The organism is Micromonospora sp. NPDC005305 (assembly GCF_040607315.1).
In the GTDB taxonomy this organism is placed as follows: domain Bacteria; phylum Actinomycetota; class Actinomycetes; order Mycobacteriales; family Micromonosporaceae; genus Micromonospora.
Genome location: NZ_JBEXGL010000008.1, coordinates 69,805 through 95,195, shown reverse-complemented (window position 1 = coordinate 95,195; position 25,391 = coordinate 69,805). Strand labels below are relative to the sequence as shown.

Here is a 25,391-nt window from a genome sequence, read left to right as displayed (position 1 = left end):
GCCGGAGTCCGCGGGAGCACCGGCTCCCCGCTCCCGGGCGCGGGCCTCAGCGCAGGCGGGGGAGAACCTCGCGCTGGTAGAGGTCGAACAGGCCCTGCCAGTGCGGGCCGGTGTTGGCCACGTAGATCTCGTCGAAGCCGGCCTTGGCGTACTTGTCGATCATCTCCAGGTGGGCGTCGGCGTCCCTGCCGCAGACGAACGCTTCCTTCATCATCTCGGGCTTGACCAGCTGCGCGGCCTGCTCGAAGTGGCGCGGTGAGGGGAGCACCTGGGACAGCTCGCCCGGCACGCCGGCGTTGGGCCACCGCTCGTACGCGATCCGCGCGCCCTCGTCCTCGCTGTCGGCGTACGCGGCCTTGAACCCGGCCTGGCAGGGCTTGTCGCCGCCGCCGGAGTCGCGGAAGCGGCGCACCATGTCGGCGTCGGGCATGGTGCTCACGTAGCCGTCGCCGATCCGGGCGGCCAGCTCGATCGACTTCGCCCCGAAGCCCGAGACGTAGATCGGCGGGGGAGTGTCGGGGCGGGTGTAGATCCGGGCGTGCTCCACCGTGTAGTGCTTGCCGTGGTGGTTGACGAAGTCCCCCGTCCACAGCTTGCGGATCACCTCGATCGACTCCTCCAGCATCTCCAGCCGGACGTCGGCCTGCGGCCACGGGTCGCCGAAGATGTGTTCGTTCAGCGCCTCGCCGCTGCCCACCCCGAGCACGAACCGCCCCTCGTGCAGCACCGCGCTGGTGGCCGCGGCCTGGGCGATCACCGCGGGGTGGATGCGGACGGTCGGGCAGGTGACCGCGGTGGTCACCGGCAGCCGGCAGACCTGGCTGAGGGCGCCGATGGTCGACCAGACGAAGGGGCTCTGGCCCTGCGCGTCGACCCAGGGGTGGTAGTGGTCGGAGATCCACAGTGCCTCGAAGCCGGCGCGTTCGGCGCCGCGCGCCTGTTCCAGCAGCTCCGCCGGGGTGTACTCCTCGCTGGACAGAAAGTAGCCGATCTTCATGGTTCCCCCTCGCCGGTCCGCGTGCCGAGCGCACGCACGGACAACGACAGCCCTACCCCGGGGAGACGGGATCCGAACGGGCGGGTCAGCGGCGGAACATCGCCCGGATGGCGATCAGCAGGAACAGGCCGCCGACCACCAGGCCGAGCAGGCGTACGCCGGGGATGTCCGCGGCGCTGGTGGCGTCGGCGAGCAGGGCGGGAGGCATGTTCGCACTCTCCCACGGGCCGCCCGGCGGTGCCAGCCGCTAACAGTAAGGATTGTTGACTATTTCGGGACGCGGTGTGACCATGGCAGCACCGCCGGGCGGCGGGCCGTGGGGAAGACGGGGGTACGACAGCGCATGAGTGAGCGGACCGTGGGAGCGACCGGAGACCTGGCAGCCCTGGCAGCCGCCGTCCTGCAACCGGGGTTCGTCGGCACCACACCGCCGCCGTGGGTCTGCCGCTGGCTCGCCGAGGGGCTCGGGTCGGTGGTCCTCTTCGCCCGCAACGTCGTCGACCACGAGCAGGTCGCCGCGCTGACTGCGACCCTGCGCGCCGAGCGGCCCGACGTCATCGTGGCCATCGACGAGGAGGCCGGCGACGTCACCCGGATCGAGTCGGTCCGCGGCAGCTCCCGGCCCGGCAACCTCGCCCTCGGCGCGGTCGACGACCCGGCCCTCACCGAGGAGGTCGCCCGCGACCTGGGCGCCGAGCTGGCCGCGGTCGGCGTCACGCTCAACTACGCGCCGGACGCCGACGTCAACTCCAACCCGGAGAACCCGGTGATCGGGGTCCGCTCGTTCGGCGCCGACCCGGCCCTGGTCGCCCGGCACACCGCCGCCTGGGTCCGGGGCCTGCAGGCCGGCGGCGTCGCGGCCTGCGCCAAGCACTTCCCCGGGCACGGCGACACCCGGGTCGACTCCCACCACGACCTGCCCCGCATCGGCGGCGACCGGGCCCGGCTGGACGCCGTCGAGCTGGCCCCGTTCCGGGCCGCCGTGACGGCCGGGGCGCAGGCGGTGATGACCGGGCACCTGCTGGTGCCCGCGCTGGACCCCGAGCTGCCGGCCACCCTCAGCCCGCGCATCCTGGGCCGCCTGCTCCGCGAGGAGCTGGGCTTCGGCGGGGTGGTGGTCACCGACGCGGTGGAGATGCGGGCCGTCGCCGACCGGTACGGCTTCGCGGGGGCGGCGGTCCGCGCGCTCGCCGCCGGGGCGGACGCGATCTGTGTGGGCGGGGAGCGGGCCACCGAGGCCGACGCCTGCGAACTGCGGGACGCCGTCGTGGCCGCGGTCGTCGCCGGCGAGCTGCCCGAGGAGCGGCTGGCCGAGGCCGCGAAGCGGGTCGGGCAGCTCGCCGCCTGGACGGTCGCCGCGCGGGCCGGCCGGTCCGGCGCCCGGCCCGGCGACGCCGGCTCGGCGATCGGCCTGGCCGCCGCCCGCCGGGCTTTGCGGGTGGTCGCCGCCGCGGGCGGGCTGCTGCCGCTGGCCGGCCCGGCGCATGTGGTGGAGTTCGCCCCGCCCCGCAACATCGCCATCGGCGAGGAGACCCCGTGGGGGATCGCGGCGCCCCTGACCGACCTGGCGCCCGGCACCACCACCGCCCGGTACGCCCGGGACGAGGTCCCCGCCGACCCGGCCGCCGGCGCGGCCGGCCGCCCGCTGGTGCTCGTGGTGCGGGACCTGCACCGGCACGACTGGATGCGGGACGCCGTGTCCCGCGCCCTGGCCGCCCGCCCGGACACCGTGGTGGTCGAGCTGGGCGTGCCCGAGCTGGTCACCGGCGCCGTGCACGTGGCCACCCACGGCGCGACCCGCGCCTCCGCCCTCGCCGCCGCCGAACTGCTCGCCGGCGCCCGCTGAGCCGACCCGACCCCGGGCGGCCCGCGCCCGGTCAGGGCTCGGGGACCACCAGGTCGGCGTATTCGGGGTGGCGCTGGATGAACTTGGCCATGAACTCGCACTGCGTCACGACGCGGCCGCCGCGCTCGCGGATCTGGTCGAGCGTGCCCCCGATCAGCGCCGAGCCCACCCCCATGTTCCGGTAGCGCTCGTCCACCTGGGTGTGCGTGAAGACCAGCACCTCGCCGCGCGGCACGTACGCGGTGAACCCGGCCAGCGCGTCGTCGACCAGGATCTCGAAGCGGCGCTGCGCGGGGTTCTCCTCGACCAGGAAGCTCACCCGGCCATTCTCTCCCCGGCGGCGGCCAGCCGGTCGAGTTCGGCCAGCAAGCGGTCCACCTCCTCGACCGTGTTGTAGTGGTAGACGCTCGCCCGGACCGCGCCGCCGCTGTCCCGCAGGCCCATCGTCCGGAAGTACTCGTAGGCGTAGTAGTCGCCGGAGGAGAGGCAGACACCGGCCGCGCCCAGCGCCGCCGCGGTGTCCGCCGGGGTCCACCCGGCCACCCGGAACGACACCGTCGGGCAGCGCCGGGCCGGCGAGCCGTGGACGGTGACGAAGGGGCGGGCGGCCAGCCCGGCGAGCAGCCGCTCGAAGACGGCCTCCTCGTGCGCCTGGGCGGCGGCCAGCCCGGCCCGCAGCCGGTCCCGGCGGCCACCGGTCGCGTCCCCGTCGAGGGTGGCCAGGTGATCCACCGCCGCGACCACCCCGGCCAGCAGCGGGAAGCTCGGGGTGCCGTACTCGAACCGGTCGGGGACCGCGTCGGAGGACGGCAGCAGCTTCGCCGGGCGCAGCGACGCCCAGCGGGCCGGGTCGGCGGCCATCGCGGCCAGGTGCGGCCCGGACCACTTGTAGGCGCTGGTCACCAGGAAGTCCGCGCCGAGCGACGCCAGGTCGGTGGGGCCGTGCGGCACCGCGTGGACCCCGTCCACGCAGACCAGCGCGCCCGCCGCGTGCGCGGTCTTGGCGATCGCCGCCACGTCCGGCACGGTGCCGATCGCGTTGCTGCCGGCGGTCACCGCCACCAGCCGGGTGCGCTCGGTGACCAGGTCGGCGTACTGGCCGGCGGGCAGTTCCCCCGTCGCCGGGTCGAACTCGGCCCAGCGCACCATCGCCCCGGCGGCCTCGGCCGCCTGCACCCACGGCCGGACGTTGGCGTCGTGGTCCAGCCGGGAGACCACCACCTCGTCGCCCGGGCGCCAGCCCGCGCCGAGGGTCCGGGCCAGGGTGTACGTGAGCGCCGTGGCGCTCGGGCCCAGCACCACGCCGTCCGGCTCCCCGCCGAGCAGGTCGGCCACCGCGGCGCGGGCCGCGGCCACCAGGTCCAGCGACCGCCGGCCCGGCACGAACGCGGTGCTCCGGTTGCCGGTGGCGGCGGTCATGGCGGCGGTGACCGCCTCGATCACCGGCCGGGCGGTCTGGGTGCCGCCGGCGCCGTCGAAGTGGGCGAAGCCCTCGGTCAGGGCGGGATAGGCGGCCCGGGTGCGGGCGATATCGAAGGGCATGCCGGGACCCTAACGTGCAAGGAATGGCCCCTTCTTAACGCCTGGTGGGGGTAAAGGGGCCCTTCCTAACCGGTGGGTAGCGGTGTGGCCGTCGTCTCGTACCCTTGGCGAGGTGACGAACCGACGCGTTTCCCCCTCGCTGACCCCCACCCGCCGGGCCGCCGGCCTGCTGGCCGGCCTTGCGCTCGGCGCCGCGCTGCTGGCCGGTTGCAGTTCGGAGAACGCCTCCACCGACTGCGGCCTCGACGCCTGCACCGTCACCTTCGAGCGTGGCGTCGACGCCAGCGCCACCGTCCTCGGCGTCGAGGCGAAGCTCGTCGGGGCCGAGGGCGACCAGGTCACCGTCGAGGTGGCCGGGGAGCAGCTCTCGCTCACCGTCGGCCAGCAGGCCGCCCAGGCCGGCGGCTTCTCGGTGACCCTCGACAGCGTCACCGACCAGCAGGTCGTCGTCCGGGTGGCCCGCGACCCCAACGGCTGAGCGCCGGGCCGGGCGGCGGCGGCCGACGTTTGGAAATCTTCGCACCGGGAGATTGAGGCGCCATGTCTCTCACCCGGAACGCCGGAGCCACCGCCGCCCAGGCCGCGAACAGCAGGTGGCTCGAACTGTTGACCCGGGCCGGTTTCATCGGCTACGGGATCGTGCACCTCCTCTTCGCCTGGCTGGCCCTGCAGATCGCGTTCGGCAGGTCGGGGGAGGAGGGCAACCAGAATGGCGCGCTGCGCACCCTCGGCGCCCAACCGCTGGGCAAGTTCCTCCTGGTCGCCATCGCGATCGGGCTCTTCGCCATGGCGATCTGGCAGGCGTTCGAGGCGGTCATCGGCCACCGCTTCCGGCGCGGCAAGGAGAAGCTCTTCGAGCGGATCGCCTCCGTCGTCCGCGTGATCGTCTTCGTCTGGCTGGGCTGGACCGCCGTCAAGGTCTTCCAGGACGCCAGCAGCAACGCGGCCGACCAGCAGCAGCAGTTCACCGAGAAGCTGATGGCCTCCGAGGGCGGCCGGTGGCTGGTCGGGCTGGCCGGCCTCGTGCTCGCCGCGGTCGGCATCGGCATGGTGATCTACGGGCTGAAGAAGAAGTTCGAGCGCAACCTCAAGACCGGCGAGATGAGCCCGAAGACGCGCACCCTGGCCCGCCGCCTCGGCATGGCCGGGTACGCCGCCCGGGGCGCGGTGTTCGCCATCGCCGGCCTGCTCATCGTGACGGCCGCCGTGAAGTACGACCCGGAGAAGGCCCGCGGCCTGGACGCCGCCCTGCGCACCCTCCGCGACCAGTCGTACGGGCCGGTGCTGCTGGCGCTCATGGCGCTCGGCATCGCCGCCTTCGGCGTCTACTGCTTCCTCCAGTCGCGCTACCGCCGGGTGTGATCCTGGTCGATACGCGATAGTCCGGGCATCATTGGGCCTTTGCCCGATTTCGCCCGGCTGGAGGGAGACCGAGAACGTGCAGACCTACCTCGTGACCGCCGTCGCCGCGCTCGCCGCGGCGGCGGTCGCGCTGTTGCTGGTCGAGGTGGTGCACCGGGCCACCCGCCGGCTGGGCCGGCGCTCGCTGCTGATGACCGAGCTGACCGAGCACTCACACCGCTCGTTCCAGGTGGCCGCGACCGTGCTCGCCGTGCAACTCGCCGTCCGGTTCAGCACTGGGTACGCGATCGGCAGCCCCTGGCGGAAGCTCGTCCTGCACGCCCTGGTGCTCGCCCTGATCGCCACCACCGCCTGGCTGGTCGCCTCGCTGCTGGTGGTGGCGGAGGACACCGCGCTGGCCCGGCTCCGGGTGGACGTGCCGAACAACCGGCACGCCCGGCGGGTGCGTACGCAGGTGGTGCTGCTGCGTCGGCTCACCATCGCGGTGATCGTGGTGCTGGCCCTCGGCGTGATGCTGATGACCTTCCCCGCGGTACGCGGCATCGGTGCCGGCGTGCTGACCAGCGCCGGTGTGGTCGGTGTGGTCGCGGCGCTGGCCGCGCAGAGCCTGCTGGGCAACGTCTTCGCCGGCCTCCAGCTCGCCTTCAGCGACGCCGTGCGCCTCGACGACGTGGTGGTGGTCGAGGGGGAGTGGGGCCGGGTCGAGGAGCTGACCCTCAGCTACGTGGTGGTGCAGATCTGGGACGACCGCCGGCTCATCCTGCCCACCTCCTACTTCACCAGCACCCCGTTCCAGAACTGGACGCGCACCGAGGCGGCGGTGCTCGGCACCGCCGAGTTCGACCTGGACTGGGCCATCCCGGTGCAGGCCATGCGGGAGGAGCTGCGGCGGCTCTGCGAGAGCACCGAGCTGTGGGACGGCCGGGTCTGCGTGCTCCAGGTCACCGACGCCACCGGCGGCATGGTCAAGGTCCGGGCCCTGGTCAGCGCGGCGGACGCCGGCAGCCTGTGGGACCTGCGCTGCCTGGTGCGCGAGCACCTCGTCGCCTGGGTCCGCGACCAGCGCCCGACCGCCCTGCCCCGGCTGCGCGCCGAGGTGGGCGACACCGCGGGCCCGCTGCCCTGGCAGGCGGTGCAGCCGCGCCGGCCGGCCCGCCGGCTGCCCGACACCGAGGTCCCCGACGACGCGCGGGTCTTCGGCGGCAGCGACGACGGCGAGGCCCGCAGCGAGGCGTTCGTCGGCCGGGAGGACCACGCCGACGCCCGCCGCTGATCCCGTACGCCTCCGGAGCCCCCGGCAGCCGCCCCCGCGGCGCCGGGGGCTCCGCGCGTCGGCGCCCGCTCGTGACCTCGGCCCCGGCCCGCCCGTTGCAATTGCCGGATGCCGGTGGAGCCGCGGCCGGTGGGGGCGGCCGCGTTTGATCGGCGCATTCCGGGGGACCTGCTGCGCACGCCCCGGATCCGGCCGCCGCACGGTGGCCGGGCGAGGACATGGTGTGCGGCCGGGTCGACCGGCCGCTCCGCGCAGGATTGACGGGCGGCGACTCCGGGCATACAGCGCGGTGATGATGAAAGGAGGACAGCATGGCTGACGTCGCGAGTCGCAGCGCGTCCCGGACCGGGCAGGAGCCGTCCACCGCCGAACTGGTGCAGAAGGCCACCGAACAGGTCACCCGCCTGGTGCGGGACGAGCTGGCGCTGGCCCGGGCGGAACTGACCCAGAAGGGCAAGCACGCCGGGATCGGGATCGGTCTGTTCGGCGGCGGCGGGGTGATGGCCCTCTACGGCGCCGGCGCGCTGGTCGCCACCGTGATCCTGCTGCTGGATCTGGTCATGCCGGCGTGGCTCGCCGCGCTGATCGTGGCGGTGGCGCTGTTCGTGCTCGCCGGCATCCTGGCGCTGGTCGGCAAGAAGCAGGTCAGCCGTGCCGTCCCGCCGGTGCCGGAGGCGACGGTCCGCAGCGTCCGGGCGGACCTGGACACCGTCACCGCCGCGGTGAAGGACGGGAGGCGGGCATGACCGGCAACGGGACCGGGGACGTGGCGGCGCTCCGGGAGGAGATCCGCCGGACCCGGGTGGAGCTGGGTGAGACGATGGAGCTGCTGGCCGCAAGGGCCGACGTCAAGGCCCTGGTGCGGCACTCCGCCGACCAGGCGAAGGCGCGGATGCGCGAGCAGGCGGCGCTGACCGTGGCCCGGGTGCGCGGGCAGGCGGCGGAGAAGGCCCGGCTGGTCCGGGCGCAGGCGTACGAGAAGGGTGGGGCGGTCGGGCGCAACCCGGTGCCGTGGGCGGCCGTGGCGGCCGGCGCCGTGGCCATCGCGGTGGTGCTGCTGATCGTCCGTGGGAGGCGCAGGTGAGCAAGGGCATCGGCAGGGTTGTCTACAAGCCGGTCGGGGTGCTGATGGGTCTGGCCGCCGGCACCGTCGCCGGGGTCATCTTCCGGCAGGTCTGGAAGATGACGGCCGGCGACGGCGACGCGCCCAGCGCCACCGACGAGGACCGCCGCTGGGGCGAGATCCTCGCCGCCGCGGCGTTGCAGGGGGCCATCTTCGCGGTCGTCCGGGCCGCCGTGGACCGTGGCGGGGCGGTCGGCGTACGCCGGCTCACCGGCCGCTGGCCCGACTGATTCCATACGCACGAAAGGCCCCTTTCCACCTTGATGGACAGGGGCCTTTCGCCTGGCCCGAACAGCCCGGCCAGTGGATCTGCCGCAACCGTCAGGTCACATGTCGGAGAATTTCGTCGGGTAGACTATGCGAAGTTTTTGCGTACGTGGTTTGCTGTCTCACGCTGTTGAGAGACGCGTGGGTTGAGAGAAGTCTCCTTCACCGGGGGCCGCCTCAGGCACCGCTGCTCGAAAACGGCCAATCGGCCGCACGGCGTGCTCGGCCGCCAGTTTTAGAAGGAGATACACATGGCGCAGGGAACCGTGAAGTGGTTCAACGCTGACAAGGGCTTCGGCTTCATCACCGTCGACGGCGGGGGTGCTGACGTGTTCGTCCACTTCTCGGCCATCCAGTCCAGCGGCTACCGCAGCCTGGAGGAGAACCAGCGGGTGGAGTTCGAGATCGCCCAGGGTCAGAAGGGTCCGCAGGCCGAGCAGGTCCGCCCCATCTGAGCTACGGAGCACCGGCCGCGCCGGCCGGTGCGCAGAAGCCCCGCGTCCCTTCCGGGAGGCGGGGCTTTCCGCACTGTGGACGTCTGCGCGAGTTCCGCCGGGGACGCCCGCCCCGGATTCAGCCGCGCCGGCGTCGGGCCCGCATGCCGAACCAGAGCGCGACGAGTCCGATGAGGACGAGCGCCGGTCCGGCGACCGCCCAGATCCGGTGGTCGGTCAGCGCGCTGCCCTCGACGTAGCCCAGGCCCGTCACGGTCCACAGGGCACCGAGCACCACGGCCAGCAGCCCCACGGTGAGCCGGAACCAGCCTCTCATCGTTCCCCCTCCGCCGACGCGGGCCCGGCTCCAGCATGCCCGCGGGCGCCGGCCCGCGGCGACGGCGCGCCGACGGGCCGCCGGTCCGGGGTCACCACCGGTCGTGCACCTGCGGCCGGATCAGCTCGTCGTAGGTGGCGCGGACGGCGGCCAGCTCCACCTCGGTCAGCGGCGGCAGGCCGGCCGCGGCAGCGTTGCGCCGGGCCTGCTCGGCGTTGCGGGCGCCCGGGATGACCACGGTGACGCCGGGCTGGTCGAGGATCCAGCGGAGCGCGAACTGGGCCATCGTCCGGCCCTCGCCGACCAGCGGCGCGAGCCGGCGCACGGCGGACAGGCCGAGGTCGTAGTCGACGCCGGAGAAGGTCTCGCCGACGTCGAAGGACTCGCCGTGCCGGTTGAAGGTGCGGTGGTCGTCCGGCGGGAAGGTGGTGTGCTCGTCGTACCGGCCGGAGAGCAGGCCGCTGGCGAGGGGTACGCGGGCGATGATGCCGACCCCGGCCTTCGCGGCCTCGGGCAGCACCCGCTCCAGGGGCTTGTGCCGCACCGCGTTGAGGATGATCTGCACGCTGGCCACACCCGGGCGGGCGATCGCGGTGAGCGCCTGGTCGCTGGTCTCGACGCTGACCCCGTATCCGGCGATCCGCTCCTCGGCGACCAGGGTGTCCAGGGCGTCGAAGACCCGGTCGTCGGCGAAGACTGCGGTGGGCGGGCAGTGCAGCTGCACCAGGTCGAGGGTGTCCACGCCGAGGTTGGCCCGGGACCGGTCGGTCCAGGCCCGGAAGTTGTCCAGGGTGTAGGCCTCCGGCGCCTGCGGCACCCGCCGGCCCATCTTGGTGGCGACGGTCAGCCCGTGTCCGGGGCGCGCGCGCAGGAACCGGCCGATCAGCTGCTCGCTGCGGCCGTCGCCGTACACGTCGGCGGTGTCCAGGAAGGTGACGCCGGCGTCGACGGCGGCGCCCAGCACGTCGAGGGCCGTGCTCTCGCTGACCTCGCCCCAGTCCGCGCCGAGCTGCCAGGCGCCGAGTCCGATGATGCCGACGTGCCGGCCGAGCCGGTCGAAGCTGCGCTGTTCCACCCGGTCGAGCCTAGTGAGCCGCTTGCCGGGACGCCCGCCGGGCCGTACGGTTCAACAAGACGTACGTACGGTTTGGAGGCTGTCATGTGGGACCCGAGCACCTACCTGCGCTACGGCGACGAACGCTCCCGCCCCTTCCACGACCTGCTGGCCCGGGTACCGGCGGAGCGGCCCCGCGCAGTCGTCGACCTCGGCTGCGGCCCGGGCACCCTGACCGCGACCCTCGCCGGCCGCTGGCCGGAGAGCCGGATCGCCGGCCTGGACTCCTCCGCCGAGATGATCGACCGGGCCCGCGCCCTGGCCGGTGCCGGCGGCCTGGCCACGCCGGTCTCCTTCTCGGTCGCGGACGTGGGCTTCTGGCGTCCGGAGCCCGACGTCGACGTGGTCGTCAGCAACGCGGTGCTCCAGTGGGTGCCCGACCATCAGGAACTGCTCACCCGCTGGGCCGCCGCGCTGCCGGCCGGCGCCTGGCTGGCGTTCCAGGTGCCGGGGAACTTCGCCGCCCCGTCGCACCGGGCGCTGCGCGAGGTGGCCGGGCGGGACCGGTGGCGGGACACCCTCGCCCCGCTGCTGCGCGAGGCGCCCGTCGAGGACCCCGTCGACTACGCCGCGCTGCTGGTCGGTGCCGGTTGCGCCGTGGACGCCTGGGAGACTACCTACGTGCACCTGCTCCCGGCCGCCGGCGCCGACCACCCGGTGCTGGCCTGGATGGAGGGTACGGCGCTGCGCCCGGTCCGCGCCGCGCTCGACGCCGCCGGCTGGGCCGACTTCCGCGCCGAGCTGGGGGTACGCCTCGCCGAGGCGTACCCGGTGCGGCAGGGTCAGGTGTACTTCCCGTTCCGCCGGATCTTCGTGGTGGCCCGCACCGGCGCCCGCGCAGAGGAGAACCTGTGACCGACCTGCCCACCTTCATCGCCGGACTGCCCAAGGTGGAGCTGCACGTGCACCACGTCGGCTCCGCCTCGCCCCGGATCGTGGCCGAGCTGGCCGCCCGGCACGAGGGGCGCAGCCCCGTCCCGGCCGACCCGGAGGCACTCGCCGACTACTTCGCGTTCCGCGACTTCGCCCACTTCATCGAGGTCTACCTGAGCGTGGTGGACCTGATCCGCGACGCCGACGACGTCTGGCTGCTCACCCACGAGGTGGCCCGGGAACTGGCTCGCCAGCAGGTCCGGTACGCCGAGCTGACCGTCACGCCGTACTCCCACGTGCACCGGGGGATCCCGGCGCCGGCCTTCTGCGAGGCGATCGAGGACGCCCGCAAGCGGGCCGAGGCCGACTTCGGCATCGCGCTGCGCTGGTGCTTCGACATCCCCGGCGAGGCCGGGCTGCCGGCCGCCGAGCAGACCCTGCGGATCGCCCTCGACGAGCGGCCGGACGGGCTGATCAGCTTCGGCCTGGGCGGCCCCGAGATCGGGGTGCCGCGACCGCAGTTCAAGCCGTACTTCGACGAGGCCCGCGCGGCCGGCCTGCGGTCGGTGCCGCACGCCGGCGAGACCACCGGCCCGGAGACCGTCTGGGACGCGCTGCGCGAGCTGGGCGCCGAGCGGATCGGCCACGGCATCTCCGCCGTGCTCGACCCGGCCCTGCTCGCCCACCTGGCCGAGCGGCGGATCCCGCTGGAGGTGTGCCCCACCTCCAACGTGCGGACCCGGGCGGTGGCGAGCATCGAGGAGCACCCGCTGCCGCAGCTCGTCGAGGCCGGCGTGCTGGTCAGCGTCAACTCCGACGACCCGCCGATGTTCGGCACCACGCTCAACGACGAGTACGCGGTGGCCGCCCGGCTGCTGCGCCTCGACCCGGCCGGGGTGGCCGCGCTGGCCCGCGACGCGGTCACCGCGGCGTTCCTGGAGCCGGGGGAGCAGGCGCGGATCAGCGGCGAGATCGACTCGTACCTGGCGGCCGCGACGCGCTGAGCGGACGGGACGGCACCGGCCGCCGGGACGCCCGCAGCGGCCGGCGCCGCCCCGCCAGGGCCAGCCCGAACCCGAGCGCCGCGGCGCTGGCGACGGCGGCACCGGGCAGGTCGTCGGCGGACCCGCCGGGGCCGTCCGCGTGCACCGGGTCCTGCCAGGCGGCGAGCGTGAGGGCGACGCCGAGGCCGATCACGGCGACCCAGCGGAGCAGGCGGCTGACGGTCGGCGTCATCACGGTCACCTCACGCCCGCGGTGCGGCTCGACGGGAAGAAAGCGGCGCGCGGCGGGAGCGAGGTGTGGGGGGACCGAACTCCCGCCGCGCGCACTGCTCCGCCGACCGGAGGTGTTACGGGGCGTCCCCGGGCGGCGGAACTGATGGGTTCGGTCCTGATCCTGACAGCCCGGCCCGGCACCGTGGCCGTCGTTAACCGACTCCTAAGGAAGACTTGCGGCGGCCCACAGCCACCGGCTCAGCGCGGGCGCGGCCAGCGCCGGCCGGCCCGCGGCTCCCGGGCGTCGCGCGCCATCCGGCCGACCAGGCCGAAGCGGTTGACCTGCCGGGGCGTCGCCTCCGGGTCGGCCAGCAGCATCACCACGCTGGCCCCGCCCAGCCGGGCCCGGTCGATGCTCACCGAGCCGTTGGCCTGCAACGCGACCCGCTTGGCGATGTCCAGCCCCAGGCCCGTGGAGCCCTGGTCGCTGGCACCCCGGCGCAGCGCCCGGTCCGGGTCGGTGATTCCCGAGCCCGCGTCGTCGATCCGGATCGCCACCCAGCCGTCCCGCCGGCTCACCGCCACCTCGAAGGCGGTGCCCTGCGGGGTGTAGCGGAAGACGTTGCCGATCACCGCGTCCAGCGCGGCGGCCAGCTCGGCCCGGGGCACCGGCGCCGGGATCCGCAGCTGCGCGCCGACCACCCGGTGCGGCCGGTTCTGGTCGCCGGCGAGGGCCGACCAGAAGACCATCCGGTCCCGGACCACCTCGCTGACGTCGCACGTCGCCGGCCCGGTCTCCTGGCTGACCGCCTTGCGCGTGGTCGTGATCAGCTGGTCGACCTCGCCCTCCAGCGTCACGATGGCCTGCCGGATCCGCCGGATGCCCCGGCGGCGGTCCAGCTCCGCCTCGCTGAACGTACCGATGCTGGTGTCGTCGGACTCCAGGGCCTCGGCGTCCAGGCGCAGCGCGGTCAGCGGCGTCCGCAGCCGGTGCGACAGGTCGGCGACGAGTTCCCGCTCGTCGGCGCGGAGCGCGACCAGCCGTTCCGCCATCCGGTTGAACGCGTGCCCGGCCTCCGCCAGCTCCCGCGGCCCGGTCGGCTCGACCCGGACGCCCAGCTCGCCGTCGCCGACCGCGAGGGCCGCCTTCACCAGCTCGCCGGTCGCGTCGGCGGCCCGGGCGGCCACCCGGTCCACCACGATCACCGCGGCGCCGACCAGTGCCAGCGCCACGGCGAGCAGCAGCAGCCACCGCCCGCCGCCGCCGGCGTCGAGCACCTCGTCGGGAACGAAGACCTCCACCACGGCGACTCGGTCGCCGAGCACCACCGGGTCCAGCCGGAGGACGCCGCCGGGCACGTCGGTGACCACCGAGCGCCGCTCGGCGGCGGCCCGGTCCAGCGCTGCCGCGTCGGCGCGGCCCGCGCCCTCGTCGACCCCGATCCCGTGTACGACGGGTCGCAGCACCGGGTCGTCGCCGCTGGCCGCCACGGCCCGCCGGACGATCTCCGGGTCGGTGCTGACCGCGAGCGCCCCGGTCACCAGCGCGCTGCGCCGGGCCGCGTCGGCCAGCTTCTCCTCCCGCGCCTGGTCGGACAGGGTGATCCCGAGCGGGATGAGGAAGGCGAGCGCGACGAGGCTGCACATGCCGGCCGTGAGCCAGGCCAGCGCGGGCCTCAGTCCGGCGCCACCAGCCGGAAGCCGACCCCCCGCACGGTGCGCAGGTAGCGCGGCTTCGCCGCGGACTCGCCCATTTTGCGGCGGAGCCAGTAGAGGTGCACGTCGATGGTCTGGTCCTCGCCGACCGAGGGCTGCCGCCATACCTCCTCCAAGAGTTCCCGCCGGGACACTACCCGGCCGGGACGTGCGGCGAGATACGCCAGCAAGTCGAATTCCTTGCGGGTCAGGGCCAGGGGCTCGCCGTCCAGCACGGCGCTGCGCTCGCCCACGTCCACCCGCAGGCCGCCGACCGTGTGCACGGCCGGCTGGACGGTACGGCTGGCCCGGCCGGCCCGGCGCAGCACGGTGGTGATCCGGGCGTCCAGGTGGGCGCCCGTGAACGGCTTGACCATGTAGTCGTCGGCGCCCGCCCGGAGCAGCCGGACCACCGACTGCTCGTCGTCCCGGGCGGTCGCGATGATGATCGGCACGTCGGTGATGCCGCGCAGCATCCGCAGCGCGTCGGAGCCGTCCAGGTCGGGCAGGCCGAGGTCGAGCACCACCAGATCGGGGGTCTCGGCGGCCACCCGGCGCAGCGCGTCCAACGCCGTGCCGACGGCGTGCACCGCGTGTCCCCGGTCGGTGAGGGACCGCAGCATCGCACCGCGTACGACGTGGTCGTCTTCGACCAGGAGGACGGTTGCCACGTCAGCACCGTACTCGGCGTGGCAAGTTGATCGCGTTGCGGCGCTCCTGCCAACCGGGCAAGCTGGGACGACGATGACGTTCACTCTCTTCCCCGACACCCGCCTCACGCTGGCGCGCGACTCGCTGGCCGGTCTCTCGGTCGGCGACGCCCTCGGCGCGCGGTTCTTCGTACCGGGCAGCGCGGCCGCCGGGTGGGCCGACGCCCTCCCGCCCGGCCCGTGGCCGTGGAGCGACGACACCGAGATGGCCTGCTCGGTGCTCACCGTGCTGGCCGCGCACGGCCGGGTGGACCGGGACGCCCTCGCGCTCGCCTTCGCGGCGCACTACGACCCGGCCCGCCGTTACGGCGCCGGCGCCGTGGAACTGCTCGAACTGATCCGCGCCGGCACACCCTGGCCGGTCGCCGCCGCGTCCGCGTTCGACGGGCAGGGCTCCTGCGGCAACGGCGCGGCCATGCGGGTGGCCCCGCTCGGCGCCTGGTACGCCGACTCCACCCGGCGGGCCGCCGACCAGGCCCGCGCCTCGGCCGAGGTGACCCACGCCCACCCGGAGGGGATCGCCGGGGCGGTCGCCGTGGCGGTGGCCGCCTCGCTGGCGGCCCGGGCCCGGCTGGACGGGGACCGGCCCGAGCCGGCCCGGCTGCTCACCGTGGTGGCCGGTGCCCTCGACCCGGCCGGTGAGGTGCACCGGGGCGTACGCCGGGCGGCCGCGCTGCTGGGCCACCCGGCCGGCGAGGTCGCCGAGGCGCTGGGCAACGGCTCCCGGGTGACCGCGCAGGACACCGTTCCCTTCACGCTCTGGGTCGCCGCCACCCACCTGCACGACTATCCGGCGGCGATCCGCGCCTGCGTCGAGGCGGGCGGGGACGTGGACACCACGGCGGCGATCGTCGGCGGCGTGGTGGCCGCCCACACCGGGGTCGGCACGCCGGGCGGTGTCCCGGACGGCTGGCTCGCCGCCCGTGAACCCCTCCCGTCCTGGCTCGCCACCCCCGCCTGACCTCCGCACGCACCCCGCCGGTCGTCGCCCGGCCCCGCTCAGCGGGAGGCCGTGGGGGTCAGGGGTGCGGTCTCGGCGGTGGTGGCGAGGGGATCGTCGTCCTCGGCGGCGTCGTCGTCCGTCGGGGTGGCGGAGTCGGCCGGGAGGGCGAGGGTGTCGCGCCGGCGGCGGCTGAGCAGCCAGCCGATCGCGGCGCCGCCGGCCAGCCCGGCGAGCAGCCCGCCGCCCAGCAGCAGGTCGGCGCTCGGTCCGTCGTCCTCGGCCCGTGCCGGGGCGGCCGCCTCGACCGGCGCCTCGGCGACCGGCTCGCCGTGACCGGCGTGTACGGCGGCGCCCGCCGGCGGGGGCAGCAGGGTGACCGTCGGGGCGGGGTGCGCGCCGCCGGGCGGGTCGGCCCAGCGGACCACGGTGCCGTCGGCGTAGGTCTGGATCACCGTGAAGGTCAGCTTGTCGGTGGCCGGCATGGGGCCCATGCCGAGCGAGAGCCGGGCCGGCTTCGTCGTGCCCGGCATGCGGATCCAGGTCACCGCGTCGGTCACCTGGTTCAGCTCGGAGGCGTGGATGCCCGCCACCGGCTGGTCCAGGGTGCGGGTGGTGATGGTGGGCGCCCAGTCGGGCACCGAGAGTGGGTAGACCTCGCCGATCGGGGCGTCCGCGGGCATCCGCAGCTCGATCCGGCTGGTCCGGCTGCCGGCCCGCTCCTCGGGCAGCACCACGGCCAGTTCGATGGCGTCGCCCTGGTGCACCTGGGCCGGTGAGGTCGTGAGGGTCACCTCGGCGGCGCTCGCGGCGCCGGGCCAGCCCAGCGCGCCGCCGACCGTGGCGGCCAGCATCGCCGCCCACCACCGGCCCCGACGGGTCATCGTCATGGTCGTCCCCATCCGTGTCGACACGGCCGGCAACCGGCTCCGGCCTCACCCGGTAGTTCGGGCGGGAAGGCCGAAAGGTTCAACGCGGGACGGAACTGATCGGTCCGGGGAGCGCGGCGTCGCCGACGGCGCGGGTCCGGGCGACCGATAGCATCGCAGGAGCCGGTACCCGGCACATTCGAACCCGTTCGACGACAGGAGTCACCGTGTCCGCACCCCGTACCCCCGTCGTGGCCGACCCCGTCGTCGTCGCCGCCGGGACGACGGCGGCCGACGCGGTGGCCGCGGCCGGGCTGCCGACGAGCGGCCCGAAGGCGATCGTGGTGGTCCGCGACCCGCAGGGCGTGCTGCGCGACCTCGACTGGAAGCCGGCCGAGGAGACCGCGGTCGAGCCGGTCGCCCTCGACAGCCCGGACGGGCTGAACGTGCTGCGCCACTCCACCGCGCACGTGCTGGCCCAGGCCGTGCAGGACGTGTTCCCCGAGGCCAAGCTCGGCATCGGCCCGCCGATCGAGAACGGCTTCTACTACGACTTCCAGGTGGCCAAGCCGTTCCAGCCGGACGACCTGGCGAAGCTCGAGAAGCGGATGCAGGAGATCGTCAAGTCCGGCCAGCGGTTCCGCCGGCGCCGCTTCAGCAGCCTCGACGAGGCGCGCGGCGAGCTGGCCGCCGAGCCGTTCAAGATGGAGCTGATCGAGGTCAAGGGTGAGGGGCTGGACTCCTCCGAGGTGATGGAGGTGGGCGGCGGCGAGCTGACCATCTACGACAACCTCGCCGCGAACGAGGACAAGGTCTGCTGGTCGGACCTGTGCCGCGGCCCGCACCTGCCGAACACCCGGCTGATCGGCGCGTTCAAGCTGATGCGCTCGGCCGCCGCCTACTGGCGGGGCTCCGAGAAGAACCCGCAGCTCCAGCGGGTCTACGGCACCGCGTGGCCGACCCGGGACGAACTGAAGGCGTACCTGCGGTTGCTGGAGGAGGCCGCCCGGCGCGACCACCGCAAGCTCGGCGCGGACCTGGACCTGTTCAGCTTCCCCGACGAGATCGGCTCCGGCCTGGCGGTCTTCCACCCCAAGGGTGGTGTGCTCAAGCGGGTGATGGAGGACTACGTCCGCACCCGCCACATCGAGGAGGGCTTCCAGTACGTCGGGACCCCGCACATCTCGAAGGAGGGCCTGTTCCACACCTCGGGCCACCTGCCGTACTACGCCGACGGCATGTACCCGCCCATGGAGCTCGAGGGCGCGGACTACTACCTCAAGGCGATGAACTGCCCGATGCACAACCTGATCTACCGGTCGCGCGGGCGGTCCTACCGTGAGCTGCCGATGCGGCTGTTCGAGTTCGGGTCGGTCTACCGCTACGAGAAGTCGGGCGTGGTCCACGGGCTGACCCGGGTGCGCGGCCTGACCCAGGACGACTCGCACTCCTACTGCACCCGCGAGCAGGCGCCGGCCGAGATCAAGCACCTGCTCAACTTCGTGCTGAGCCTGCTCAAGGACTTCGGCATCGACGACTTCTACCTGGAGCTGTCGACCCGCGACGAGGCCCGGCTCGACAAGTTCGTCGGGTCCGACGAGGACTGGGCCACGGCCACCGCCGTGCTGGAGCAGTGCGCGATGGAGACCGGGCTCGACCTGGTGCCGGATCCGGGCGGCGCGGCCTTCTACGGCCCGAAGATCTCGGTGCAGGCCAAGGACGCCATCGGCCGCACCTGGCAGCTGTCGACCATCCAGTACGACTTCAACCAGCCGAAGGGCTTCGGGCTGGAGTACCAGGCGGCCGACGGCACGCGGCAGCAGCCCGTGATGATCCACTGCGCCAAGTTCGGGTCGATCGAGCGGTTCATCGGCGTGCTCACCGAGCACTACGCGGGCGCGTTCCCGGCCTGGCTGGCGCCGGTGCAGGTGGTCGGCATCCCGATCCGCGAGGACCACACCGACTACCTCCAGGACTTCGTCACCACGCTGCGCCGCAAGGGCATCCGGGCCGAGGTCGACGCGGGTGACGACCGGATGCAGAAGAAGATCCGCAACGCCCAGCAGCAGAAGATCCCGTTCATGGTGATCGCCGGGGACGACGACGTGGCCGCCGGCACGGTCTCCTTCCGCTACCGGGACGGGTCGCAGCGCAACGGCGTGCCGGTCGAGGAGGCGGTGGCCCACGTGCGGGAGGTCGTCGAGTCGCGGACCAACTCGGGCCCGTCGGCGGAGGGCACGCCCAACACCTGAGCAGGCCCGTCGCGGGCCCGGCCGGCCGGGTGGGATCCGCCGCGGTGACCGTAGGATCGGCGTGTGACTGGGGCGGAACGGCACTTCGACGGCGCCGGCGGCGGCGACAGCGGTCTGGCGGACGGGCTGGAGCGGCTCTGGACGCCGCACCGGATGACCTACATCTCGGGCGAGGACCGGCCCGAGGGCGGGTACGAGAAGCCGACCGGCTGCCCGTTCTGCCTCGCCCCGGGCCGGCCGCCGGACGAGAGCCTGGTGGTGGCCCGGGGTGAACACGTCTTCGCGGTGCTCAACCTCTACCCCTACAACCCGGGGCACCTGCTGGTGTGCCCCTACCGGCACGTGGCGGACTACACCGAGCTGGACGCGCCGGAGACCGCCGAGCTGGCCGCGTTCACCAAGGACGCCATGCGGGTGGTCCGGCACGTCTCCAACGCGCACGGGTTCAACCTGGGCATGAACCAGGGCGGCGTGGCCGGCGCGGGCATCGCCGCGCACCTGCACCAGCACGTGGTGCCGCGCTGGGGCGGCGACGCGAACTTCATGCCGGTGATCGGCCGGACGAAGGTGCTGCCGCAACTGCTCGCCGACACCCGGGACCTGTTCGCCAAGGCCTGGCCGGCCTGACGGCCGGGGGCGACCCCGGTCCGACTCCGACAGTACGATCTTGGGCATGGCCCTGCTGCACCGCGCGGAACTGCGCCCCTCGAAACTCGACCTGCTCGCCGCCTGGCTGCCCGGCCGGCCCTGGTTCGCCGGCGCCCCGGACGCCGAGGTCACCCGCGTGGCGGCCTACCGGTTCGACGACCCGGCCGGCGAGGTCGGCATCGAGACCATGCTGGTCCGGGCCGGCGACGGACCGGTCCTCCAGGTGCCGCTGACCTACCGGGGCGCGCCGCTGGCCGGCGCCGAGCCGTGGCTGGTCGGCACCACCGACCACTCCGCGCTCGGCCCGCGCTGGGTGTACGACGCCTGCGGCGACCCGGTCTACCCGCCCGCCCTGGCCGCCGCCGTCCTCGCCGACGCCGGCCAAGCGGAGGAGTACTTCGAGGTCGACGGCCGGCGCGAGGTGCGCGCGCCGAGCATGACGCTGGCCGGCACCCGGTCGGGCAGCCCGTCGGCCTTCGACCTGGTCGACGAGGTGGTCGACGGCGACCCGACGCTGATCCGGGCCGGCGGCGCGGAGCTGGCCCTGGTCCGCCGGCCGGCTCCGGCCGAGGCCGCGGCGCCGGCGCGGCTCACCGGCTCCTGGGCGGGGCAGGCCGACCCGGTGCTGCTCGCGTACGCCCGCTGGCCGTTCGCGGACGGCCCGGCGCCCGCTGACCGTCCCCGGCCGACCGGCGCCCACTGACCGTGCGCCGGCCGGCCCGGCACCCGGGGTGAGGAAGCGGCCCACGGGTTCCGGGAAGGTGGCAGGATGCGGCGATGGCAGTCAGCACGCGGCCGTTGGGCCGCAGCGGCATCGCGGTCAGCGCCCTCGGCATGGGCTGCTGGGCGATCGGCGGCCCGTGGGCCGAGGGCGCCCGGCCGCTGGGCTGGGGGGTCGTGGACGACGCCGAGTCGGTCCGGGCGGTCCGCCGTGCCCTCGACCTCGGGGTGACACTCTTCGACACCGCCGACACGTACGGCGCCGGGCACGGCGAGCGGATCCTCGGCCGAGCCCTCGCCGGCCGGCGCGACGAGGCGGTGATCGCCACGAAGTGGGGCTACACCTTCGACGAGCGGACCCGGCAGGCCACCGGTGAGGACGCCACACCGGAGTACCTGCGGCGCGCGGTCGTCGACTCGCTGCGCCGGCTGGACACCGACCGGATCGACCTCTACCAGCTGCACCTCGCCGATCTCCCGGTGCCCCGGGCCGAGGCGCTGATCGGCACCCTGGACGCCCTGGTCGCCGACGGCCTGGTCCAGGCGTACGGGTGGAGCACCGACCGGGCCGACCGGGCTGCCGCCTTCGCCCAGGTCGCCCGGGGCGCCGCCGCCGTGCAGCACGGCCTGTCGGTGCTCCGGGACGCCCCGGCCATGCTGGCCGTCTGCGAGAAGCACGACCTGGCCAGCCTGGCCCGGGGGCCGCTCGGGATGGGGCTGCTCACCGGCAAGTACACTCCGGAGTCCACGCTGCCCCGCGACGACGTGCGCGGCACCGCGCCGAACTGGCTGGAGTGGTTCCGCAGCGGCCGGCCCGCCCCGGAGTGGCTGCGCCGGGTGGCCGCCGTCCGGGGCGCGCTGACCGCCGACGGCCGGACCCTGGCCCAGGGCGCGCTCGGCTGGATCTGGGCGCGCAGCGGCCGGGCCGTGCCGATCCCCGGCGCCCGCACCGTCGCCCAGGTGGAGGAGAACGCCGCCGCGCTGGACCGCGGCCCGCTCGACCCCGACCAGTTCGCCGAGGTGGAGCGCCAGCTCGCGGCCCTGCGCGCGGCCGCCCTGCGCGACGCCGACCGCCCGCACTGGCCGATGCCGCCCGTGCCCGCCGCCCGCCCCTGACCCGGCCGCCCCTTCCGGACCCGCCGCCCACCGGGAGGGGCCTGGGCCGTCCGGGACGGTGGCGCGGTCAGGACCGGCCGCCGGCCTCCTTGCGGACCTGCTCGGCGAGGTGGGCGGGCATCGGCTCGTAGCGGGCGAACTCGCGGCGGAAGGTGCCCGTGCCGGCGGTCATCGAGCGCAGCTCGACCGCGTAGCGCAGCAGTTCGGTGGCGGGGACCTCGGCGCGGACCAGGGTGCGGCCCTCGGCGTCCGGGTCCGGCTCGGTGCCGAGCACCCGGCCGCGCCGGCCGGACAGGTCGCCCATCACGGCGCCCACCGACGAGTCGGGCACCCGGACGGTGATCTCGTCTACCGGCTCCAGCAGCGTCGGCTGCCCCTTCTCGGCGGCGTCGCGCAGGGCGAGCGCGCCCGCCGTCTGGAACGCCGCGTCGGAGGAGTCGACGCTGTGCGCCTTGCCGTCGAACAGGGTCACCCGCAGGTCCACCACCGGGTAGCCGCCGACCAGGCCGCGTTCCATCTGGGCCCGGACGCCCTTCTCCACCGAGGGGATGTAGTTGTGCGGCACCGCGCCGCCGACCACCTTGTCCACGAACTCGAAGCCGCCGCCCCGGGGCAGGGGTGTCACCTCGATGTCGCAGACGGCGTACTGGCCGTGGCCGCCGGACTGCTTGACGTGCCGGCCGTGCCCCTTGGCGGCGGCCGTGAACGTCTCGCGCAGCGCCACCCGGACCGGCTCGGTCTCCAGTTCCACCCCGCCGGCGCGCAGGCGGTCGAGCACCACGTCGGCGTGCGCCTCGCCCATGCACCAGAGCACCAGCTGGTGGGTCTCGGGGTTGCGGTCCAGCCGCAGGGTCGGGTCGCCGGCGACGAGCCGGGCCAGGTTGCGGGCCAGGGCGTCCTCGTCGGCCCGGCTCTTCGCCACGATGGCCACCGGCAGCAGCGGCTCCGGCATCTCCCACGGTGCGACGAGCAGCGGCTCCTCCTTGGCGGAGATGGTGTCGCCGGTCTCCGCGCTGCCCGACTTGGTGATCGCGCAGATGTCACCGGCCACCGCGATGGGCACCTCCCGCAGCGTCGCGCCGAGCGGGCTGTAGATGTGGCCGACCCGCTCGTCGGCGTCGTGGTCGGGGTGACCGCGCTCGGCCATGCCGTGACCGGACACGTGGACCACCTGGTCCGGGCGGAGCGTGCCGGAGAAGACGCGGACCAGGGAGACCCGCCCGACGTGCCGGTCCACGGTCGTCTTGACCACCTCGGCGACCAGCGGGCCGTCGGGGTCGCAGGCCAGTGGCGGCCGGGGCGAGCCGTCCACCCCGGTGACCGCGGGCAGCTCGTGCTCCAGCGGCGACGGGAACGCCGCCACCAGGCCGTCCAGCAGCGCGTCCAGCCCGACGCCGGTCTCCGCGCAGACCGGCACCACCGGGTAGAAGTGGCCGCGGGCCACCGCCGTCTCCAGGTCGCTGATGAGCACCTCGGTGTCGATCTCCTCGCCGCCGAGGTAGCGGTCCATGAGGGTCTCGTCCTCGCTCTCGGCGATGACGCCCTCGATCAGCTCGTTGCGGGACTCCAGGATCGCCGGCAGGTGCTCCGGGTCCGGCTCGCGCACCGCCGCCGGCAGGCCCTGGGAGTAGTCGAAGACGCGCCGCGTGATCAGCCCCATGAGGCCGGCGACCGACTCGCCGTCGTCGCCCAGCATGGGCAGGTAGAGGGGGAGCACGTTGTCGCCGAAGACCCGCTGGCAGAGGGCCACCGACTCGTCGAAGTCGGCGCGCGGGTGGTCCAGCCGGGTGATCGCGACGGCGCGGGGCATGTCCACCGCGGCGCACTCCTCCCAGAGGGCGGCGGTGGCGGCGTCCATGCCGTCGACGGCGGAGACCACGAACAGCGCCGCGTCGGCGGCCCGCAGCCCGGCGCGCAGCTCGCCGACGAAGTCCCCGTACCCGGGGGTGTCCAGGAGGTTGACCTTGACGTCGCGGTGCAGCAGCGGGGCGCAGGCCAGGCTCACCGAGCGCTGCTGGCGCACGGCGGCGGGATCGTGGTCGCAGACGGTGGTGCCCTCGGTGACGCTGCCGGCCCGGCCGATCGTGCCGCTGGCCGCGAGCAGCGCCTCGACCAGAGTCGTCTTGCCCGCTCCGGAGTGCCCGACGAGCACCACGTTGCGAACCCTGCCGGGTTCGGTCACCACCGGCGCGCCGCCGGTGACACCCTTCTCGTTCTTCGCCGAAGCGGCATTCCTTTGCGCCATCGCGGCGCACCTCCCTCAACCGGTGGTGGTGGCGACCGCCGCGCGCGACGGGGAAGCGGCCCGGGCCGGCACCGCGGCGATATCTTCCGGTGATCTCCTGGACGACGGGTAGGCGGACGGGTGATCCGGTGAGCTGGCTCACCTCCCACGCTCGATCTCACACCCGTAACCGGGCCGACACAAGAGCGCCAGGCGGGTCGGGACGACCGGCTGTGTCCCCGACCGCTGCCGGCCGTTATCGTGGGACCGCCATGGCGAAGATCTTCCAAGTGACGGCCCGCGCGGGCATGACCCGCGTCGTGGAGCCGGTCGCGCGCGGCCTGCTCCGCGCCGGTGTGTCCCCCAACGCGGTCACCGTGACCGGCACCGTCGGCGTGCTCGTCGGCGCGCTCGGCTTCGGCGCCCGCGGTCATCTGGTCGCCGGCGCGTTGATCGTCACGGTCTTCGCGCTCACCGACCTGCTCGACGGCACGATGGCCCGGATGAGCGGCGGCTCCACCCGGTTCGGGGCCTTCCTCGACTCGAGCATGGACCGCATCGCCGACAGCGCGGTCTTCGGCGCGGTCGCCTACTGGCTGGCCACGGAGCACGACTACTCGGCGGTGGCCGCCGCGCTGCTCTGCCTGGCCGCCGGCGGCCTGGTCTCCTACGTCAAGGCCCGCGCCGAGGGGCTCGGGATGACCTGCAACGTGGGCATCGCCGAGCGCACCGAGCGGCTGCTGATCGTCGGGGTGGGCGGCCTGCTCACCGGTCTCGGCGTCGACCCGGCCCTGGAGATCGCGCTCTGGCTGCTCGCCGCCGTCTCGATCTTCACGGTGGGGCAGCGGATGGCCCACGTGTACCGGCAGGCGCAGCTGGTCGGCCGGGAGTGAACCTCACCGAGGCGGGCTACGTCGCCGGCTGGCGGCTGGTCCGCGCGCTGCCCCGGCCCGTGGTCGCCGCCGCCTTCCGGGCGGGCGCCGACCGCGCGTACCGCGGCAACGGCAGGGGTACGCGGCGGCTGCGCGCCAACCTGCGCCGGGTGGTCGGCCCCGACCTGCCCGAGGCGGAGCTGGACCGGCTGGTCCGCGACGGCCTGCGGTCGTACGCCCGGTACTGGCTGGAGGCGTTCCGCCTGCCGAGCCTGAGCCGGCGGGACATCCTCGCCGGGTTCCACCTCGACGGCCAGGAGAAGCTCGCGGCCGACGTGGCGGCCGGCCGGGGCGCGGTGGTCGCGCTGCCGCACGCCGGCAACTGGGACGCCGCGGGCGCCTGGGTGGCGGCCAACGGCTGGCCGATCACCACGGTCGCCGAGCGGCTCAAGCAGGAGGGCCTCTACAAGCGCTTCCTCGCCTTCCGGCAGGGCCTCGGCATGGAGATCCTGCCCACCTCCGGTGGCGACCGGCCGGCGTTCGACGTGCTGGTGGACCGGCTCCGGGCGGGTGCCGTGGTGCCGCTGCTCGCCGACCGGGACCTCTCCGCCCGGGGCGTCGAGGTGGAGTTCTTCGGCGGCCGGACCCGGATGCCGGCCGGCCCGGCCCTGCTGGTGCTGCGCACCGGCGCGCCGCTCTACGTGGCCTCGCTGTGGTACGAGCCGGACGGCGCCCGCGCCGCCATCGAGGGCCCGCTGGAGCTGCCCGAGGAGGACAGCGCCCCGCTGGACGCCCGGGTGCGGGCGGTGACCCAGCGGATTGCCGACGGTCTGGCGGCGGGCATCGCCCGGCATCCGGAAGACTGGCACATGTTGCAGCGGATGTGGCTGGACCAGGGCACCGACGGCACGCTGTCGCAGCCGGCGGCCACCACCGGGACGATCTGAGGGAGCGGGGCGC

28 protein-coding genes are annotated in these 25,391 nt (G+C 74.6%); 17 read left to right on the top strand and 11 right to left on the bottom strand.

Annotation, left to right across the window (positions count from 1 at the left end):
• Positions 1–46 precede the first annotated feature (46 nt).
• Together ABZS80_RS15975 and ABZS80_RS15970 are read right to left on the bottom strand one after the other, a co-directional pair.
• Positions 47–997 carry a TIGR03557 family F420-dependent LLM class oxidoreductase gene (locus tag ABZS80_RS15975; RefSeq protein WP_355056407.1) on the bottom strand — a complete coding sequence of 317 codons (951 nt, stop codon included), beginning with the start codon at positions 995–997 and terminating at the stop codon, positions 47–49.
• Positions 998–1,082: 85 nt separating this feature from the next.
• On the bottom strand, positions 1,083–1,205 hold the full coding sequence (locus ABZS80_RS15970) for a hypothetical protein (protein WP_255474570.1): 123 nt from the start codon (positions 1,203–1,205) through the stop codon (positions 1,083–1,085).
• Between the two features lie 135 nt (positions 1,206–1,340).
• On the opposite strand from ABZS80_RS15970, the gene ABZS80_RS15965 reads away from it, so the two are divergent.
• Positions 1,341–2,843 (top strand): glycoside hydrolase family 3 protein, encoded by a 1,503-nt coding sequence (locus tag ABZS80_RS15965; protein WP_355056405.1) that lies wholly within the window; start codon positions 1,341–1,343, stop codon positions 2,841–2,843.
• A 31-nt stretch (positions 2,844–2,874) separates the two neighbouring features.
• Here the strand turns inward: ABZS80_RS15965 and ABZS80_RS15960 are convergent, their stop codons facing one another.
• Complete coding sequence (locus tag ABZS80_RS15960; RefSeq protein ID WP_355056403.1) at positions 2,875–3,162, bottom strand: GNAT family N-acetyltransferase; 288 nt, start codon at positions 3,160–3,162, stop codon at positions 2,875–2,877.
• Positions 3,159–4,385, bottom strand: coding sequence for a cysteine desulfurase-like protein (locus ABZS80_RS15955; RefSeq protein ID WP_355056401.1), 1,227 nt, complete (start codon positions 4,383–4,385; stop codon positions 3,159–3,161). The genes ABZS80_RS15960 and ABZS80_RS15955 overlap by 4 nt, the downstream gene beginning before the upstream one ends.
• A gap of 112 nt (positions 4,386–4,497) precedes the next feature.
• On the opposite strand from ABZS80_RS15955, the gene ABZS80_RS15950 reads away from it, so the two are divergent.
• The 7 genes from ABZS80_RS15950 to ABZS80_RS15920 all read left to right on the top strand — a co-directional run bounded on the left by ABZS80_RS15950 (position 4,498) and on the right by ABZS80_RS15920 (position 8,865).
• Positions 4,498–4,863 carry a hypothetical protein gene (locus ABZS80_RS15950; protein ID WP_151462143.1) on the top strand — a complete coding sequence of 122 codons (366 nt, stop codon included), beginning with the start codon at positions 4,498–4,500 and terminating at the stop codon, positions 4,861–4,863.
• 62 nt (positions 4,864–4,925) lie between these two features.
• On the top strand, positions 4,926–5,747 hold the full coding sequence (locus ABZS80_RS15945) for a DUF1206 domain-containing protein (protein WP_355056399.1): 822 nt from the start codon (positions 4,926–4,928) through the stop codon (positions 5,745–5,747).
• A 76-nt stretch (positions 5,748–5,823) separates the two neighbouring features.
• Positions 5,824–7,020, top strand: coding sequence for a mechanosensitive ion channel domain-containing protein (locus ABZS80_RS15940; RefSeq protein WP_355056397.1), 1,197 nt, complete (start codon positions 5,824–5,826; stop codon positions 7,018–7,020).
• A 311-nt stretch (positions 7,021–7,331) separates the two neighbouring features.
• Complete coding sequence (locus tag ABZS80_RS15935) at positions 7,332–7,766, top strand: phage holin family protein (protein WP_355056395.1); 435 nt, start codon at positions 7,332–7,334, stop codon at positions 7,764–7,766.
• Entirely contained in the window at positions 7,763–8,104 is a 342-nt protein-coding gene (locus ABZS80_RS15930) for a DUF3618 domain-containing protein (RefSeq protein WP_355056393.1), read from the top strand. Before ABZS80_RS15935 ends, ABZS80_RS15930 begins: the two co-directional genes overlap by 4 nt.
• On the top strand, positions 8,101–8,373 hold the full coding sequence (locus tag ABZS80_RS15925) for a DUF4235 domain-containing protein (RefSeq protein WP_355056391.1): 273 nt from the start codon (positions 8,101–8,103) through the stop codon (positions 8,371–8,373). Before ABZS80_RS15930 ends, ABZS80_RS15925 begins: the two co-directional genes overlap by 4 nt.
• 288 nt (positions 8,374–8,661) lie before the next feature.
• Positions 8,662–8,865, top strand: coding sequence for a cold-shock protein (locus tag ABZS80_RS15920; protein WP_088962828.1), 204 nt, complete (start codon positions 8,662–8,664; stop codon positions 8,863–8,865).
• Positions 8,866–8,983: 118 nt separating this feature from the next.
• Here the strand turns inward: ABZS80_RS15920 and ABZS80_RS15915 are convergent, their stop codons facing one another.
• Positions 8,984–9,181 carry a hypothetical protein gene (locus ABZS80_RS15915; RefSeq protein WP_355056389.1) on the bottom strand — a complete coding sequence of 66 codons (198 nt, stop codon included), beginning with the start codon at positions 9,179–9,181 and terminating at the stop codon, positions 8,984–8,986.
• A 91-nt stretch (positions 9,182–9,272) separates the two neighbouring features.
• Positions 9,273–10,256: an aldo/keto reductase gene (locus tag ABZS80_RS15910; protein ID WP_355056387.1), complete on the bottom strand. Its 984-nt coding sequence runs from the start codon at positions 10,254–10,256 to the stop codon at positions 9,273–9,275.
• An 84-nt stretch (positions 10,257–10,340) separates the two neighbouring features.
• On the opposite strand from ABZS80_RS15910, the gene ABZS80_RS15905 reads away from it, so the two are divergent.
• Positions 10,341–11,150 (top strand): trans-aconitate 2-methyltransferase, encoded by an 810-nt coding sequence (locus tag ABZS80_RS15905; RefSeq protein ID WP_355056385.1) that lies wholly within the window; start codon positions 10,341–10,343, stop codon positions 11,148–11,150.
• On the top strand, positions 11,147–12,172 hold the full coding sequence (locus ABZS80_RS15900; RefSeq protein WP_355056383.1) for an adenosine deaminase: 1,026 nt from the start codon (positions 11,147–11,149) through the stop codon (positions 12,170–12,172). The genes ABZS80_RS15905 and ABZS80_RS15900 overlap by 4 nt, the downstream gene beginning before the upstream one ends.
• Here the strand turns inward: ABZS80_RS15900 and ABZS80_RS15895 are convergent.
• From ABZS80_RS15895 to ABZS80_RS15885, 3 genes are all read right to left on the bottom strand, one after another.
• Positions 12,129–12,404, bottom strand: coding sequence for a hypothetical protein (locus ABZS80_RS15895; protein WP_355056381.1), 276 nt, complete (start codon positions 12,402–12,404; stop codon positions 12,129–12,131). The two genes, ABZS80_RS15900 and ABZS80_RS15895, sit on opposite strands and share 44 nt — an antisense overlap.
• A gap of 239 nt (positions 12,405–12,643) precedes the next feature.
• Positions 12,644–14,032 (bottom strand): HAMP domain-containing sensor histidine kinase, encoded by a 1,389-nt coding sequence (locus ABZS80_RS15890; protein WP_355056379.1) that lies wholly within the window; start codon positions 14,030–14,032, stop codon positions 12,644–12,646.
• Between the two features lie 29 nt (positions 14,033–14,061).
• A complete protein-coding gene (locus ABZS80_RS15885) occupies positions 14,062–14,751 on the bottom strand; it encodes a response regulator transcription factor (RefSeq protein WP_089155714.1) in 690 nt (229 codons plus the stop codon).
• 73 nt (positions 14,752–14,824) lie between these two features.
• Between ABZS80_RS15885 and ABZS80_RS15880 the strand changes: the two genes are divergently transcribed.
• The gene (locus ABZS80_RS15880; RefSeq protein ID WP_355056377.1) at positions 14,825–15,751 is read left to right on the top strand and encodes an ADP-ribosylglycohydrolase family protein; all 927 of its coding nucleotides are present in this window, start codon (positions 14,825–14,827) and stop codon (positions 15,749–15,751) included.
• 38 nt (positions 15,752–15,789) lie between these two features.
• Here ABZS80_RS15880 and ABZS80_RS15875 read toward each other — a convergent pair whose 3' ends face one another.
• Complete coding sequence (locus tag ABZS80_RS15875) at positions 15,790–16,620, bottom strand: DUF1775 domain-containing protein (RefSeq protein ID WP_355056375.1); 831 nt, start codon at positions 16,618–16,620, stop codon at positions 15,790–15,792.
• Positions 16,621–16,826: 206 nt separating this feature from the next.
• Between ABZS80_RS15875 and thrS the strand changes: the two genes are divergently transcribed.
• From thrS to ABZS80_RS15855, 4 genes are all read left to right on the top strand, one after another.
• Positions 16,827–18,851: a threonine--tRNA ligase gene (gene thrS / locus ABZS80_RS15870; protein WP_355056373.1), complete on the top strand. Its 2,025-nt coding sequence runs from the start codon at positions 16,827–16,829 to the stop codon at positions 18,849–18,851.
• Between the two features lie 114 nt (positions 18,852–18,965).
• The gene (locus ABZS80_RS15865; protein ID WP_192579985.1) at positions 18,966–19,478 is read left to right on the top strand and encodes an HIT domain-containing protein; all 513 of its coding nucleotides are present in this window, start codon (positions 18,966–18,968) and stop codon (positions 19,476–19,478) included.
• Between the two features lie 46 nt (positions 19,479–19,524).
• Entirely contained in the window at positions 19,525–20,202 is a 678-nt protein-coding gene (locus tag ABZS80_RS15860) for a hypothetical protein (protein WP_355056371.1), read from the top strand.
• Between the two features lie 74 nt (positions 20,203–20,276).
• Positions 20,277–21,335 carry an aldo/keto reductase gene (locus ABZS80_RS15855; RefSeq protein ID WP_355056369.1) on the top strand — a complete coding sequence of 353 codons (1,059 nt, stop codon included), beginning with the start codon at positions 20,277–20,279 and terminating at the stop codon, positions 21,333–21,335.
• Positions 21,336–21,402: 67 nt separating this feature from the next.
• Here ABZS80_RS15855 and ABZS80_RS15850 read toward each other — a convergent pair whose 3' ends face one another.
• Positions 21,403–23,580: an elongation factor G-like protein EF-G2 gene (locus tag ABZS80_RS15850; protein WP_355056367.1), complete on the bottom strand. Its 2,178-nt coding sequence runs from the start codon at positions 23,578–23,580 to the stop codon at positions 21,403–21,405.
• Positions 23,581–23,831: 251 nt separating this feature from the next.
• Between ABZS80_RS15850 and pgsA the strand changes: the two genes are divergently transcribed.
• Positions 23,832–24,452, top strand: a complete 621-nt coding sequence (pgsA, locus tag ABZS80_RS15845; RefSeq protein WP_355056365.1) for a phosphatidylinositol phosphate synthase — start codon at positions 23,832–23,834, stop codon at positions 24,450–24,452.
• Complete coding sequence (locus ABZS80_RS15840; RefSeq protein ID WP_355056363.1) at positions 24,449–25,378, top strand: phosphatidylinositol mannoside acyltransferase; 930 nt, start codon at positions 24,449–24,451, stop codon at positions 25,376–25,378. The genes pgsA and ABZS80_RS15840 overlap by 4 nt, the downstream gene beginning before the upstream one ends.
• Positions 25,379–25,391: the final 13 nt, after the last annotated feature.

What these genes read in the sequence shown, in the direction of transcription:
- ABZS80_RS15875 (WP_355056375.1), bottom strand. Translation starts at nt 16,620, where the DNA reads ATGACGATGACCCGTCGGGGCCGGTGGTGGGCGGCGATGCTGGCCGCC.
- pgsA (WP_355056365.1), top strand. Translation starts at nt 23,832, where the DNA reads ATGGCGAAGATCTTCCAAGTGACGGCCCGCGCGGGCATGACCCGCGTC.
- ABZS80_RS15965 (WP_355056405.1), top strand. Translation starts at nt 1,341, where the DNA reads ATGAGTGAGCGGACCGTGGGAGCGACCGGAGACCTGGCAGCCCTGGCA.
- ABZS80_RS15975 (WP_355056407.1), bottom strand. Translation starts at nt 997, where the DNA reads ATGAAGATCGGCTACTTTCTGTCCAGCGAGGAGTACACCCCGGCGGAG.
- ABZS80_RS15850 (WP_355056367.1), bottom strand. Translation starts at nt 23,580, where the DNA reads ATGGCGCAAAGGAATGCCGCTTCGGCGAAGAACGAGAAGGGTGTCACC.
- ABZS80_RS15970 (WP_255474570.1), bottom strand. Translation starts at nt 1,205, where the DNA reads ATGCCTCCCGCCCTGCTCGCCGACGCCACCAGCGCCGCGGACATCCCC.
- ABZS80_RS15930 (WP_355056393.1), top strand. Translation starts at nt 7,763, where the DNA reads ATGACCGGCAACGGGACCGGGGACGTGGCGGCGCTCCGGGAGGAGATC.
- ABZS80_RS15955 (WP_355056401.1), bottom strand. Translation starts at nt 4,385, where the DNA reads ATGCCCTTCGATATCGCCCGCACCCGGGCCGCCTATCCCGCCCTGACC.
- ABZS80_RS15935 (WP_355056395.1), top strand. Translation starts at nt 7,332, where the DNA reads ATGGCTGACGTCGCGAGTCGCAGCGCGTCCCGGACCGGGCAGGAGCCG.
- ABZS80_RS15890 (WP_355056379.1), bottom strand. Translation starts at nt 14,032, where the DNA reads ATGTGCAGCCTCGTCGCGCTCGCCTTCCTCATCCCGCTCGGGATCACC.
- ABZS80_RS15855 (WP_355056369.1), top strand. Translation starts at nt 20,277, where the DNA reads ATGGCAGTCAGCACGCGGCCGTTGGGCCGCAGCGGCATCGCGGTCAGC.
- ABZS80_RS15905 (WP_355056385.1), top strand. Translation starts at nt 10,341, where the DNA reads ATGTGGGACCCGAGCACCTACCTGCGCTACGGCGACGAACGCTCCCGC.
- ABZS80_RS15920 (WP_088962828.1), top strand. Translation starts at nt 8,662, where the DNA reads ATGGCGCAGGGAACCGTGAAGTGGTTCAACGCTGACAAGGGCTTCGGC.
- ABZS80_RS15915 (WP_355056389.1), bottom strand. Translation starts at nt 9,181, where the DNA reads ATGAGAGGCTGGTTCCGGCTCACCGTGGGGCTGCTGGCCGTGGTGCTC.
- ABZS80_RS15880 (WP_355056377.1), top strand. Translation starts at nt 14,825, where the DNA reads ATGACGTTCACTCTCTTCCCCGACACCCGCCTCACGCTGGCGCGCGAC.
- ABZS80_RS15895 (WP_355056381.1), bottom strand. Translation starts at nt 12,404, where the DNA reads ATGACGCCGACCGTCAGCCGCCTGCTCCGCTGGGTCGCCGTGATCGGC.
- ABZS80_RS15860 (WP_355056371.1), top strand. Translation starts at nt 19,525, where the DNA reads ATGGCCCTGCTGCACCGCGCGGAACTGCGCCCCTCGAAACTCGACCTG.
- ABZS80_RS15945 (WP_355056399.1), top strand. Translation starts at nt 4,926, where the DNA reads ATGTCTCTCACCCGGAACGCCGGAGCCACCGCCGCCCAGGCCGCGAAC.